This is a genomic window from Mesorhizobium qingshengii (assembly GCF_027563465.1).
Classification (GTDB): Bacteria; Pseudomonadota; Alphaproteobacteria; order Rhizobiales; family Rhizobiaceae; genus Mesorhizobium; species Mesorhizobium qingshengii_A.
The window spans coordinates 202218-215476 of the sequence record NZ_JAPFQA010000007.1 but is presented as its reverse complement, the minus strand read 5'-3'; the positions used below and the strand labels follow the sequence as shown (position 1 = coordinate 215476).

Here is a 13259-nt window from a genome sequence, read left to right as displayed (position 1 = left end):
CCGATGGTCGATGACGCGGTACGTGACAGCAGGCGCGAACGCCGGCGTGGACGGGTGGGCGAGGCGGGCAGCGAAAGCAGCCGCCGGCCCAATTACCATTCGCTGAAGAACCCGTTCCTGCCGCAGCCGATCTTTTCGGATGATCAGGTCGCCGCGATCCACGACACCGCATTGCGCGTGCTGGAAGAGCTCGGCATCAAGGTGCTGCTGCCGCGGGCGCGGGCGTATTTCGCCGACGCCGGCGCCTTGGTTGACCCTGACACCGACATGGTGCGCATCGGCAGCGATTTGGTGACGGCGGCACTGGCCTCGGCGCCGAAGTCGATCCATGCCCATGCCGGTTCTCGTGCCCGCGATCTCACGCTCGAACTCGGCTCGATGACGTTCCTGGCCGGGTGCGGGGCGCCGAACGTCACCGATCTCGAGCGCGGCCGGCGGCCGGGGACGCTGGCCGATTTCGAGGACCTGATCCGGCTGGTGCAGCATTTCGACGTGCTGCATATGCTGGGACCCTGCATCGAGCCGCAGGATGTCGACAACCGCTTTCGCCACTATGCCGTCAACCGCGCGCAGCTGACGCTGTCCGACAAGTTTCCGTTCATCTTCGCGCGCGGCACGCCGCAGGTCGAGGACGGCTTCGAGATGCTGCGGCTGGCGCGCGGCCTGTCGGAGGACGAGTTTCTCGCAAATGCCCATTGCTACACCGTCATCAACACCAACTCGCCGCGCCAGCTCGACATACCGATGGCGCAAGGCATCATCGATTTCGCCAGGGCGGGTCAGGTGTCCGTCATCACGCCGTTCTGCCTGGCGGGCGCCATGGCGCCGATCACGGTCGCCGGCGCGCTGACGCTGCAGCATGCGGAAGCGCTGGCCGGGCTGACGCTGGCGCAGATCGTGCGGCCCGGTGCGCCGGTCGTCTACGGCTCCTTTTCCTCCAATGTCGACATGAAATCGGGCGCGCCCGCCTTCGGCACGCCGGAGCATGTCAAGGCGACGCTGGGGGCCGGCCAGCTGGCGCGCTTCACCGGCCTGCCGTGGCGGTCGGGCGGCGGCAGCGCGGCCAACATCTCGGACGCGCAGGCGGCGCACGAGACGCAGTTCGCGCTGTGGGGCTCGGTGCTGGCCGGGGCGACGATGTGCATTCATGCCGCCGGCTGGCTGGAGGGGGGCCTGAGTGTCTCCTTCGAGAAGCTGATCACCGACATCGAGGCGCTGCAGACGGTGGCTGAACTGTGCGCCGCGACGCCCGGCGATACCGATACGATCGGCTTCGAGGCGATCGCCGAAGTGCAGCCGGGCGGCCATTTCTTCTCGGCTGGCCACACAATGGCGCGCTACCGCACGGCTTTCTATGAGCCGCTGGTGGCCGACTGGTCGAACTTCGGCAACTGGACGCAGAGCGGCTCGAAGACGGCAAGCGAACGCGCCACCGGTGTCTGGAGACGCACACTTGCCGATTTCGTGCCGCCGGCAACGGCTGTCGCCACATCAGGCGTGCTCGACGAGTTCATCGCGCGGCGCACCGCGGAGGGCGGAGCGGCACCGGTGTCGTGAGCGCTGGCGGAATCGCAGCCATGATGCGGAACCGGCGTCCTTCCCAGGCATTCATGGGAATGAACCACGGAGGACGACATGGGTTTCGACCAGTATCACGAACCGCCTGAAGAACTGTCGCAGAAGGTACGGACCTTTGCCCGCATGATCACCTCGCTGATCGAGGAGGCTGAAGCGATCGGCTGGTACGAACAGCGCATGTCGGTGGAGAAGGACCCGCAGGCGCGCGCCATCATGAAGAACGCGCAGGGCGAGGAGTTCAAGCATTTCGGCATGGACCTCGAATTCCTGCTGCGCCAGAAGAAGGAGTGGCGGGCGGAACTGAAGGAAATCCTGTTCACGTCAGGCGATATCGTCAAGGCCGGCGAGAGAGGCGAGAAGAAGGTGGATTGAAGCCGCCGGCCTTTGACGCAGCAGCCGCTGCGTCAAATCAATCGCTGTCGCGCGCAACCAGTTCCAATGGCCAGACCTCGCGGATGATCCGCGGACCTTCCGGACCGGCGAAGGCCGGGATCGAAGCCAGCAGCATTTCGGCCAGCCGCTGTCCCATCGGCTCCAGCGCCGGGCGGAAGGCGGTCAGCGCCGGCGAGAAGTAGCGGCAGAGCGGCGTGTCGACGATGACGGTCACCGCGATGTCGTGACCGGGCCTGATCCCCATCTCGGCCAGCGCCTTGCAGCCGCCGAGCGCCATCGCGTCATTGTTGAAGATAATGGCGGTCGGCGGGTCCTCGGAGCGCATGACCAGCGGTGTCACCGCGTGGCCACCGGCCTCGTTGTGGCGAGGGCTTGAGCGGCTTCCACTTCAACGGCCTGATCATCATCCTGTCGCTGCTCGGCCACAAATGGAACCAGGCGCGCTATCGGTGAACAGCTGCTGCGAAGGCACCGGCCCTCAGGCTGCCCCTTCGGAAAGCAGGAGCGGCTTTCGCCCGCCAAGGATATAGGCGACGGCCTCGAGGATGATGCCGTTGGTGTTGATGTCCGTCACGGGGATGGCCTTGCCCGTCTTTTCCGAAATGCCGGAGGAGAATCCCATGCCGGGCATTTTCGCCTTGTTCCTGATCAGGTCGACGAGGGTGCCCGAATAGTCACCGGGACGCGCCGCATGCCAGAGATATGCACCCTTGGCGCTGACCAGGCGCAATGAATCAGCAAGCTTGGCTGCCTTGTCGGGCGCCGAAGTTTTCTGCGTATCGACGGTGAAGGTCCCTCCATTGTCGGTCAGCTGATAGCCCTGGTAGGTGAAGTAGGGCGCGCCGGCCATGGCGGATTCGGTGACGCAGGTGGCTATTCCGGTTTCGCGATAGCGCTTGAGCTGAGCCGCGTAGAGGATATCGGCCATCAGGCGGCCATGCGGCGAACCGCCGAGCTCGATCTCCTCGGTGACATGCGGTTCGGTGGCGATGCGGCCCCGACGCTGGATTTCCGTCAGCGCGAGAACCGCGTCGTCCATGCTGTGGCCGGGATCCGTCGTGCCGAAGACTGGCTTGATCTCTTCGCCCCAGAGGCTGTAGCCGCGACCGGCATAGCCGGCATAGCTGTTGGCATGGACCGACGAGATCCGGCCGTTGTCATTCACGACATGCATCTCGCCGCCCTTGAGTACGGGCTTGAAGGACCAGCCGGACACGAGATCGAAAACAGGGAATGCGCCGGCCGTGTAGTTGTCGAGAATCTTGAGGGCAATCAGCAAGCGTCCGGTGTCGGCGCTGTCGAAGCCGTCGCGCTGGCCGTCTTGCGGTTTCAGCGCCCGCTCGGTGTATGGCAATTTTCCGCCTGCATAACGGAAGTTCGTCTCCCCCAGGAACGCAATGATGCGGCTGATGGTCGTCTCGAATTCCGGTTGGCCGATGATGCCCAGGCGTTCGGCCGACAAGGCGGCGAGAATATGCGACCCCACGTCCCACATCGTCGTGAACGGATAACCCGTCTGCTTGCCGAACTCGATCCATGACGTGGCTGGGACCATGCCGTTGTAGTTCTTCGCGCCCCAGTCGAAATAGCTCCAGGCCAGGGCCGCGTCCGCCTTCAGCACGCCGTCGTCCAGCGGATACGGATCCGGTTTCTTCCAGTCGCGCACGGATACGTCGGCGCGCGCGCTTCGAATGAGATCGACCTTGGGCATCGCCGGAGCGACGGCGCGGTAATATTCGTCGAAGTTCACGAGTTTCGTGCCGCGCTGGCTGGAAAGCTCGGCCAGCATGTCCAGGATCAATGCCTGCTTTTCAGGCGTATTGGCGGTGCCGGGATGGATGCAGAACACCGCATCGTTCTCGGTGCCAAAATAGTCGAGCACCTGCTGCTTGGTGAAATAGGGAAGGTCGGGGGTCCAGGCTTTCTCGAATTTCATCGTGTTCGAGACATGCAGGATGCCGCGTCTGTCGAGGCCGCTGAACCGGCGCAGATCGCCTTTTTCGGCGCTGAAAACAGGCGTCCCGGTGGCAGCCAGCGCATTCAGCGTGCTGTCGTCGAAGGCGTCGTTGGGCGGGATGTAGGAGGTCGGGAACTTGCCTGTCGAGCGATAGACCTCGCTTATGCCGTCCCTGATCAGGTCGAAATCCTTTTGCGACGAATTGCCGAGCAGTTCCTGCGGCGTGTGGTTCCAGCCATGCGCGGCGATGTCGTAGTGCTTTTCCGGCAGCATGGCGCGCAGAAAGGCCTTGCTCTTTTCATCCTTGGACAAAAGGCCCGACCGCGGCGACGGGATTATCGCATCGGTAACGGGGTAGCCGTCCTCGATCAGCCCGTAGACAAAAGCCATGTGGCTCGGGTCGGTGTCGGTGTCCAGCCTGAGATCATCGACCCGGACGACGATGAGGCGGCTGGTCTGCTTGCTCTGGACGTAGAGTTTCTTCGGCAGAATGCCACGCACCTTGCCCGTCGAAATGGCGGAGAGAACTGCTTGTGCGACATTGGCCGCGTAATCCGCGAGATCGCCGTCGCCGAGGCCTGCCAGCGCCGCGAATGGGACATCGACAACGATCGGATTGCCGCCGGCAGCCAAGCCGGCGATGTTCGCGCCGAGGGTTGGCGCGTCCATTGGTCCTGCACCCGCGACCGCCGGTCTGGTCGAGGTCAGGGCGGAGGCGAAGATGTTGACCAGGTCGGTGGTGGTGCTCCAGTAGCCGCCATCCTCGGGCTGCAGCCTGACCTTGTCCTCGAGCCCGCCACGCAGCCTGATGAGCGAACGGATTCCGGCCGCGCGCAGCGACGACGCGTCCTGGTGCGAGCGCAGCGGCGAATTGGTTGTCATCGTCAAAGCCGTGATCACGGCCTTCGACTGATATCTCTGGTATTCGTTGGCCAGATAGGAAAAAGCGGCCTGGATATCGCTGGCCTGCCGTGCCTGGAAGTACGGATCGTCCGACGTGATGATGTTTGTGTGCGCGCCGAATTCGATACCGTCCGTATTGAGCAACGCCGTCCGGCGCAGCCATTTGGCCACTTCGGAATTGTAATCGAGAAAATTGCCCGCGGGATCGATCGGCGCGATCGTGACAAGGATCGGCACCTTGCGGGTCAGGAACGCATCGGTAAGCGCAGCAAGCCGGGCAGGCGTTGCCGTGGCATCGAGTCCGCTGATCGCGACGATCAGCGGGTTGGGCAATTTCTCGGCGGCCTCGGTTCGCGAAATGCCCTTGCCCGCCAATGCCAGCAGCGGCATCGCCAGGCCACCAAGAACAGCGGTGCGACGGGTTATGTTCATCTCTACCTCCCTGCCGGAACGACCGCCGTGTATCGTTCCGGACTGACCCAGCGGCCATCGGATTGCACGGAGAATGACTTGAACAGCGCGCGCAGGAAGAGCGCCGCGTCGAGAAGCCGAATGACCGGGAACGCGATGCCGTAGAGGAGCATGCTCGGCCGGCATTCGATGACCGCCACGACAAATGTGAGCGCGTAATCGACGGCGAGAAACAGTGCCAGGAGGCCAAGCGGCGATACGGGGTGCACGGCAAGTTCGCTTAGCGAGAGGGCCGGCGTTTCGACGCCCGTCACCAGATAGACGATAGCGGCCACCGGCAGTGCCAGCGCAAACAGCGAGATGACGAGCAGTTCCGCAAGCAGACCGCCAAGCGACAGCCAGAAGCGGCTCGGCCAGATGCCGTGGCGCCGCACTGTCTGCCAGAAACCGAGATACCAGCGCTGAACCTGCTTGCGGTAGTCGTTGAGGGTGAACGGATCTTCCGACGAACACCGCGCCTTGGGCGAGTACGCGACGCGACCCAGCCCTTTGCGCTGGACCTCGAAGGTCATGTTGAAATCCTCGATGACGAGGCCGGGCGCCGTGATATCGATCTGGCGCAGCGCGCTCGCGCGGTAGATGCTGGCGAAGCCGGGCGCGATGTAGCTGACATTCGTCCATTTCCAGGACTGCCCGTACTGAAACGCCGTCTGCAGGATCCGGTAGAGGCGCGTCCTGTACGCCGCATAGAGCATATCCATGCTCGGCCAGCGCTGCTCGCGCCAGCGCGACAACACGTGGCCCGCCACTGCCGCCACGTCCGGATCATCGAACAACGGCAAGGCATGTTCGAAATAGTGCCGGTCGATTTCCGAATCCGCGTCCTGGATCAGCACGGCCTGGTAACGATCGCACAGCCGATAGTGGTTGATCGCCTTGTCGATCGCCTTGGCCTTGCCGCCATTCGGCTGGATGTCGAGCGCCCTGCAGCCGGCGGCGCGCGCGATGGCGACGGTGGCGTCGCGAGACCCGTCGCTGGCGACGAAGATCTGTCTTGCCGGAATGATCGCCGTCAGGGCCGCAATGCATTTCGGCAGCGCGATTTCCTCGTTGTGGGCCGGGATGACGACGGCGACGTCGGCAACGCCGATGGTAGTCGGATTTTCGAAACGCCTTGCCGAGCCGATCTCGGCGACGAACCTGACGAGGCCGACAGCGCACCAGAACGCGATGTTGATGCCGAGCGACGCGCTCAGCACCATCATCAGGACGTTGGCCGCGGCGACGTCGGTCATGGCAAGGTCTGCCACTGCTGATCGGGACCGGCGGGGCGACGTTCGACCAGGGCAGGGCGTTTCACCTGGGGGGCGGTTTTCGTGACCCGCCGGGCCTCGATGGAAGCCAGCAGATCCCGGTGGCTTTGGCGGATGCCGTCCGCGAGTGCCACCTGCTGGCGCCAGCCCAGCGCCTGTATCTTGGTCGTGTCAGGCCAGCGGCCACGATGATCGGCGATGAAATGTTTTTCGAAGACGGCCTTGCCGAGAAGACCGGTTGCTGTTTTCACCAGCTCGAACAACTCGCGGATGGTGATCTGCGTGGCGCCGCCGATGTTGTAGACCTCGGCGCCTTCGCCTTTTTCCATCACGGTCAGCAGGCCACGCACGAGATCGTCGACATGCAGGAAGGTGCGGGTCTGGCTGCCATCGCCATAGATCGGTACCGGCTTGCCGGCGATCAGCCGCGACAGCATCTGCGGGACGACACGCTGGTCGTCCGGCGACATTGCGGGACCGTAGGTGTTGAAGATGCGCACGATGCGAACATCGACATTGTGCTTGCGCCCCCAGAAGCGGGTCAGGGCTTCGCCGAAGCGTTTTCCCTCCTCATAGGGACTGCGCGGGCCGACCGGATCGACCTTTCCGACATAGCTTTCCGGCTGCGGGAAAATCTCGGGGTCGCCATAGGCCTCCGCCGTGCTGGCAAAGAGATATTTGGCCTTCGAACGGCGAGCCACCTTTAGCAGGTTCAGCGAACCGAGGGACGAGGCCATCAGCATTTCTTCGCCGAGCAGCGCAATGTTGGGAACGCCCGTCGGACAGGCCAGGTTGTAGACGTGGCTGTAACGGCGACGCAACAGGCGATTGCATGAAGCGGCATCGGCGATGTCGAGCTTCAGGAAACGGAATTTCGGATACCGCGCGAGATCCGCGACATTGGATTTTCGACCTGTCGAAAAGTTGTCGGCACAGTCGACGGAGGCGCCCTGTTCGAGAAGGCGGCGGGCAAGGTTGGTTCCCACAAATCCGGCTCCGCCAGCGATCAGGCACTTGAGCTCTTTGGTTTTGTTCATATGAGCAATCCAGCATTGAGTGCAGGGGAAATCGCACCTGGTCGTTGTGCGCTTTTCACATGGAATGAACATTTCCACAGGCAATGCAACTAATCGTTAACGATATGGTCAACGGCTTTGGTTAATTACGCCTCTGTAATCATTATGTTTTTTTGAGTAGCCGGCATTGCATGCGCTATCTTGCAACAAGAGTGTCCGAAAATGGAACACCGGTGAAGCTTGACAAGCCGATGCTTCCGTAGCAGCCGAAAAGCTCGTTTCCCCACCTCCTGCGCCGTTCCCAAGGCGGGATCCGTCCCGGAATTCAAACTGGCACAAAGGTTGCGCTTTGCCCTGTGGGCGCGAACCGCGACGCCAGGCAGCTTGTCCAGCTTCCCCAGCATAACGGCTCGCAAAATTCAGGATACAGCGTCGAAACACGTCGCTGTATGAGCAGGAGGCGTGACATGACCGTACTGGTCGGGCAATCGCGAGGAGCGGTGCTCCTTTCAAAACTGGAAATGCGTACAGCCACGATCGGCGTCGTGGGTCTCGGCTATGTCGGCCTGCCGTTGGCGGCGGCGACGGCGCGCGCCGGCTTCAAGGTGATCGGCTTCGACGTCGACAACAGCAAGGTCGAAAAGCTGAAGACCGGCCGCTCCTATATCGGCGCGGTCACGGACGAGACGCTGCAGTCCGTCATGTCGGACGGATCGTTCAGGCCGACATCCGACTTTGCGGCTTTCGCTGAATGCGATGTCGTTTCGATATGCGTGCCGACGCCGCTGACCAAGCAGCGCGAGCCCGACCTGTCCTTTGTCGAGAACACCACGCGCGCCATCGCCGCGTATTTGAGAAAGGACCAGCTGATCGTTCTTGAATCCACCACCTATCCCGGAACCACGGATGAGGTGATGAAGCCGATCCTCGAAGCGGGGGGCTATCGATCGGGGCGTGACTTCTTTCTCGGCTATTCTCCCGAACGCGAAGATCCGGGCAGCGCCGGATACGAAACCACGACCATTCCCAAGGTCGTCGCCGGCGATGGCCCGGTCGCGGCCGCGCTGGTCGCGCAGTTCTATGGCTCGATCGTCGACAAGGTCGTGCCTGTTTCAAGCATCAAGGTCGCCGAAGTGGTGAAGCTCACCGAGAACATTTTCCGGGCGGTCAATATCGCCCTGGTCAATGAGCTCAAGGTGATCTACGGCGCCATGGGCATCGACATCTGGGAAGTGATCGAGGCGGCAAAGACCAAGCCGTTCGGCTACATGCCTTTCTACCCCGGACCCGGGCTTGGTGGCCACTGCATCCCGATCGACCCGTTCTATCTGACCTGGAAGTCGCGTGAATTCGAAGTGTCGACGAAATTCATCGAGCTCGCCGGCGAGATCAATGTCTCCATGCCACATTACGTGATGTCGAAGCTGACGGAAGCACTCGACACGCATCTCGGCCTGCCGCTCAGCCAGGCGTCCATCCTCATCGTCGGCGTCGCCTACAAGAAGAACGTTTCGGACGTTCGCGAAAGCCCGGCGCTGAAGCTGATCGAATTGCTGGAAACGCGCGCTGCCGACATCGCCTATCACGACCCTCACGTTGCGCGCATCCCAAAGACGCGCAAACACCCGACACTTGCCGGCAAGAACTGCATCCGGCTCAGCCGTGATTCCATCGGCGCCTATGACGCCGTGGTCATCGTCACCGATCATGACGGGATCGATTACGGCTTGTTGGCCAATCATTCGCGGCTGATCATCGACACGCGCAACGCCATGCAGCGCAACGGCATTGTCTGCGATCGGGTGGTCAAGGCCTAGTTCTGCGGCGGTTAAGCCCTCTCAGCGTGGTGGTGCGCTCAGCAATGCGCGCACCACCGCGTCAAAAGCCGGCTTCGGCTGAAGCCGTTCGTCGAAGAGGGCTGGGCGTGCCTTGCCGGATCGACGCCTTTCCCGCGTCTGGCGCCGAACCACCCAATTGTCGAAATCCGAGATGCCCCAGAATACCAGGCGCTTGACGGCCGGTCGGCTCAATACCGCTGTCAGGAACTCTTCGTAGTAGGCCGCGACTTCAATGTCGCGAACCGCAATATCGGCGGGCATGGTGGAGTCGTTGACGTCGAGTTCCGAAATGAAGACGTCGAGACCGAGATCCGCCAACCGGTCGATGAAGCGCACGGTGGATTCGGCCGACGCCTTGTGGATTGACGACAGGTGGCCCTGGATGCCGATCGCATGCAGCGGGCCGCCCATGGCCTTGATCTGCTCGATCAGCCGCAACATGTTGTCCCGCTTGGTCCGGGACCAGTCGGTGGCGCATTCCAGATTGTAATCGTTGAGGGCGAGGCGCGCGGCCGGGGCACAGTCCCCGGCGAGGCGCAGGCAGTAATCGATGAACCGCAGCCCGAAGGTCTGGACGAAAAATTCGTCGCGCAACGGTGCCTGCTCCCCGACGACCTCGTTGAAGACATCCCACGAGACCGCCTGCGGGTAGTGTTGCATGACATCGCCGATGAAGCCGCCATAGCTGCGCTTCACCCGCTCGAAGTTTTCACCTTGCGCCCAGCGGATCGGCTCTTCGTGCCAGAACAGCGTATGGCCGTGGAACGCCATGGCGTTGGACGCCGCGAAGCTGGCGATCGCATCCGCGGGACCGAAATTGTATGGCGCGGCACGGCGAGGGCGCAGAAATCGCGGCTTCAACTGCCATTCCGGCACGGTCAGCCGGCAGTGATGCGCAAGCAGCCGGCGATACCGCGGATCGGCATGTCCGGAAAACGCGCAGCCGATCTCCAGTCCGCGGGACTTTCCCAATTCGCCAAGCGACAGGCCGGAACAATCCAGAGCCGTTGTTCGCTGGGCTTCGATATCCGGGGGCGGGGAGGCATCATGGAGCACCGCCCGTTTCACACCGCCGCCACGAACCCGTCCAGCACGCGCTTCTGGCCGGCCTTGTCGAAGTCGATGGTCAGCTTGTTGCCTTCGATGGCGGAAATGTTGCCGTTGCCGAATTTCTGGTGGAAGACGCGGTCGCCGACGCTGAAGGCCGATGGCTTGTCAGCGACGGATTTGGCGACCAGTTCGCCGTCGATGGTGCGGCCCTTGACCGAGGTTCGGCCGGCGCCGTAGCCGGAATCGGTCTCGCCATAGCCGATGCGTTCGACCTGATGGCCGGAGCGCGAGCCCCAGTTGCGGTCGGTCGCCTCGGTGCGGTTGGCCTGCGCGCGCTGCCAGCCCGGCGTCGCGTAGGTGTTGGAGAAGGCGCCGGACTTTTCCGCGCCGCCATTGTTGCCGCCGACGCTGTCGAAGCGCGAGGCGCCGTAAGGGTTCTGCCTGCCTGCACCCTGGCCGCCACGGCCCGGGGCGAATGAGCCGCCGCCATAGGAATTGCCGTAGCCGCCGTAGGAGTTGCCGCTTTCGGCGACCTCGACATGGGCTTCCGGCAGTTCGTCGAGGAAGCGCGACGGTATGGTCGACTGCCAGAGGCCGTGGATGCGGCGGTTGGAGACGAACCACAGATGCAGGTTCTTCTTGGCGCGGGTCAGGCCGACATAGGCAAGCCTGCGCTCTTCCTCCAGCCCGGAACGGCCACCTTCATCGAGCGCGCGCTGATGCGGGAACAGGCCTTCTTCCCAGCCGGGCAGGAAGACGGTCTCGAATTCGAGGCCCTTGGCCGAATGCAGCGTCATGATGTTGACGGCGTCGAGCTCGGCGTTCTGCTCGGCGTCCATCACCAGCGCGACATGCTCGAGGAAGGAGCGCAGCGATTCGTATTCCTCCATGGAGCGGATCAGTTCCTTGAGGTTCTCCAGCCGGCCTGGAGCTTCGACCGAGCGGTCGTTCTTCCACATGTCGGTATAGCCGCTCTCTTCGAGGATGGTCTCGGCCAGCTCGGTGTGCGGCGTGGTCTCCAGCGCCTTCTGCCAGCGTTCGAAATTGGCCGATACCTCGCGCAATGCTGCGCGCGGCTTCGGCTTCAATTCATCGCTTTCGGCCAGCTTGGCGGCGGCTTCCAGCATCGGCACGCGGAGCGCGCGGGCCGTATCATGGATCTGGCGGATGGTGGCTTCGCCCAGCCCGCGCTTGGGCACGTTGACGATACGCTCGAAGGCAAGGTCGTCGGCGCCTTGCGCGACGACGCGGAAGAAGGCCAGCGCGTCGCGGATTTCGAGGCGCTCATAGAAGCGCGGTCCGCCAATGACGCGGTAGTTGAGGCCGAGCGTGACGAAGCGGTCCTCGAACTCGCGCATCTGGAAGGACGCGCGCACCAGGATGGCCATGTCGTTGAGATTGTGCTTCTGGCGCTGGTAGGCCTCGATGGTCTCGCCGACGGCGCGGGCTTCCTCCTCGGAATCCCAGGCGGCGTGGACATGCACCTTGCCGTCCTCCGGCTCGTCGCGGTCGGTGAACAGCGTCTTGCCGAAGCGGCCCTCATTGTGGGCGATGAGATGGGAGGCGGCGCCTAGTATGTGCGCGGTCGAGCGGTAATTGCGCTCCAGGCGGATGATGGTGGCGCCGGGAAAATCCTTGTCGAAGCGCAGGATGTTGTCGATCTCCGCGCCGCGCCAGCCATAGATCGATTGATCGTCGTCGCCGACGCAGCAGATATTGACCTTGTTATCGATCACGGCCGTACGCGAGTTTCGCTCGCTGGCCTCCGTGGGGGCAGCCTGGCCGGCCGACGCCCGGTCGGGCTTGCGGCCTTCGGCCGGTCGCAGATCTGTCGATGTCGAGGCGCGTCCGGCATCGGGCCGCTGGGCCAGCAGGCGCAGCCACATGTACTGGGCGGTGTTGGTGTCCTGATACTCGTCGACGAGGATGTATTTGAAGCGCTTGTGATACTCTTTCAGCACATCCGGATTGGCGCGGAAAATGCGGATCGGGTGGCAGAGCAGATCGCCGAAGTCGCAGGCGTTCAGCGTCTGCAGCCGCGCCTGATAGGCCTTGTAGAGTTCACGGCCCTTGCCGTTGGCGAAGGCGCGGGCGTCGCCCTCGGCGATGTCGGCCGGCCCTTGCCCCTTGTTCTTCCAGCCGTCGATCATCTGGGCGAACTGCTTGGCCGGCCAGCGCTTGTCGTCGAGCCCCTCGGCCTGGATCAGCTGCTTGATCAGCCGCACGACGTCGTCGGTGTCGAGGATGGTGAAATCGGAGCGCAAACCCGCCAGTTCGGCGTGGCGGCGCAGCAGCTTGACACCGATCGAGTGGAAGGTGCCGAGCCACGGCATGCCCTCGACCGCTTCGCCGACCAGATGACCGATGCGGGTCTTCATTTCGCGCGCGGCCTTGTTGGTGAAGGTCACGGCGAGGATCTGCGAGGGGAAGGCCTTGCCGGTGGCGAGGATGTGGGCGATGCGGGTGGTCAAGACACGGGTCTTGCCGGTGCCGGCGCCTGCCAGCACCAGAACCGGGCCTTCGGTGGTTTCCACCGCCAGCCGCTGCTCGGGGTTCAGACCCTTAAGATAGTCGGGCGCGTTGATGTGGCCGCTGCGGGCAGCCATGGCGCGCGCGGCAATGCCCGACGGTGCCGTGGGCCGCGCATTGGGTTCGTCGAAAAAGGGCATGTCTTCGGAAAAGCCGGACATCTTCCCCCCGAATGTAGTGATTCGGCGGCGAAAGGCCAGAAGTGTCTACGTTTTGTTCCGCTTTAGAAGCCAGATTGCCGATCGGTGTCCGAATATTATCGCCCCAGCGC

9 protein-coding genes are annotated in these 13259 nt (G+C 63.2%); 3 read left to right on the top strand and 6 right to left on the bottom strand.

The window, feature by feature from the left end:
• Positions 1 to 3: 3 nt before the first annotated feature.
• Entirely contained in the window at positions 4 to 1557 is a 1554-nt protein-coding gene (locus OOJ09_RS17950; RefSeq protein WP_269906456.1) for a trimethylamine methyltransferase family protein, read from the top strand.
• 78 nt (positions 1558 to 1635) lie between these two features.
• A complete protein-coding gene (locus OOJ09_RS17945) occupies positions 1636 to 1950 on the top strand; it encodes a hypothetical protein (RefSeq protein ID WP_269906455.1) in 315 nt (104 codons plus the stop codon).
• A gap of 37 nt (positions 1951 to 1987) precedes the next feature.
• Here OOJ09_RS17945 and OOJ09_RS17940 read toward each other — a convergent pair whose 3' ends face one another.
• The 4 genes from OOJ09_RS17940 to OOJ09_RS17925 all read right to left on the bottom strand — a co-directional run bounded on the left by OOJ09_RS17940 (position 1988) and on the right by OOJ09_RS17925 (position 7592).
• A complete protein-coding gene (locus tag OOJ09_RS17940) occupies positions 1988 to 2311 on the bottom strand; it encodes a substrate-binding domain-containing protein (RefSeq protein WP_269906454.1) in 324 nt (107 codons plus the stop codon).
• Between the two features lie 138 nt (positions 2312 to 2449).
• Positions 2450 to 5263 (bottom strand): DUF3131 domain-containing protein, encoded by a 2814-nt coding sequence (locus tag OOJ09_RS17935; RefSeq protein ID WP_269906453.1) that lies wholly within the window; start codon positions 5261 to 5263, stop codon positions 2450 to 2452.
• 2 nt (positions 5264 to 5265) lie between these two features.
• Positions 5266 to 6537, bottom strand: coding sequence for a glycosyltransferase (locus OOJ09_RS17930; protein WP_269906452.1), 1272 nt, complete (start codon positions 6535 to 6537; stop codon positions 5266 to 5268).
• The gene (locus OOJ09_RS17925; protein ID WP_269906451.1) at positions 6534 to 7592 is read right to left on the bottom strand and encodes an NAD-dependent epimerase/dehydratase family protein; all 1059 of its coding nucleotides are present in this window, start codon (positions 7590 to 7592) and stop codon (positions 6534 to 6536) included. The genes OOJ09_RS17930 and OOJ09_RS17925 overlap by 4 nt, the downstream gene beginning before the upstream one ends.
• Before the next feature lie 446 nt (positions 7593 to 8038).
• On the opposite strand from OOJ09_RS17925, the gene OOJ09_RS17920 reads away from it, so the two are divergent.
• Positions 8039 to 9388 (top strand): nucleotide sugar dehydrogenase, encoded by a 1350-nt coding sequence (locus OOJ09_RS17920; RefSeq protein ID WP_269906450.1) that lies wholly within the window; start codon positions 8039 to 8041, stop codon positions 9386 to 9388.
• 21 nt (positions 9389 to 9409) lie between these two features.
• On the opposite strand, the gene OOJ09_RS17915 is transcribed toward OOJ09_RS17920, so the two are convergent.
• On the bottom strand, positions 9410 to 10465 hold the full coding sequence (locus OOJ09_RS17915) for an endo-1,4-beta-xylanase (protein WP_269906449.1): 1056 nt from the start codon (positions 10463 to 10465) through the stop codon (positions 9410 to 9412).
• Between the two features lie 8 nt (positions 10466 to 10473).
• Entirely contained in the window at positions 10474 to 13149 is a 2676-nt protein-coding gene (locus OOJ09_RS17910; protein WP_269906448.1) for an ATP-dependent helicase, read from the bottom strand.
• Positions 13150 to 13259 lie beyond the last annotated feature (110 nt).